The 821-nt window shown below is 38.7% G+C and carries 1 protein-coding gene; it reads right to left on the bottom strand.

Annotated elements, in window-relative coordinates:
- On the bottom strand, positions 1-821 hold an 821-nt coding region (locus A4245_RS19400), incomplete at both ends, for an IS1182 family transposase (RefSeq protein ID WP_157087780.1).

The raw sequence follows: 821 nt of genomic DNA on the forward strand, positions 1-821 counted from the left end.
TTAACTTTTCTCCATTGGGACAAGTATAACTATCCTGGTCTTTGTCATAGATGAATTTCCATTTAGGAAACAATCCTTTTGTCGGGTGGTACCTTCGATGTGCGATTACTCCAAAGATATCTCTGTCTGACAATCCTTTACAAATTGGGTTTGTTAGATAACCTGAATCTAAAGCAACGGCTTCGACATTGAAATTAAACCTTTTTATTTGCCGATCCAAGCGTTTTAAATATGGGACAGAGTCATGTACGTTTCCTGGGGTGACGTAGGCATCTGTAATAATATTAAATTTCATATCTGTTGTCCGATGGTCTAAGTAACAAAACATTTCCTGTTTTTGATCGCGAGACATAAAACCACTGTCTGGATCGGTATTACTTTTACGAATCGTCTTTTTCTCGTTCACTTCCTCTCTTTCCTTTAAAGGCTTTTTTCCGTGCTGTTTACGATCTTCCTCTATTGCGTGGTTCAACTCTTCTATGTAGTCACGTGTCTCTACCTCAACTTCTTCTCTCGTGAATTTATGTTTATTCGCGTTTGCTTTTAAGTGGGTGGAATCAGTAAAAAGGACTCTACCACCGACCATTCGGTGATTCATTGCCTGCAGTAGAATTTCATCGAAAATCTCTTGAAAAATATCCGTATCTTTAAATCGGGTGCGACGGTTCCAGCTAATCGTTGTATGATCAGGGACTGGATCTGATAACTTTAGCCCAAGAAACCAACGATAGGCTACGTTTAATTGTACTTCTTTTTCCAGTTGACGTTCGGAACGAATGCCATAAAAATATCCGATAAACATCATCTTAAATAACACGAGG

Source organism: Oceanobacillus damuensis (genome assembly GCF_001618145.1).
In the GTDB taxonomy this organism is placed as follows: Bacteria; Bacillota; Bacilli; order Bacillales; family Amphibacillaceae; genus Oceanobacillus; species Oceanobacillus damuensis.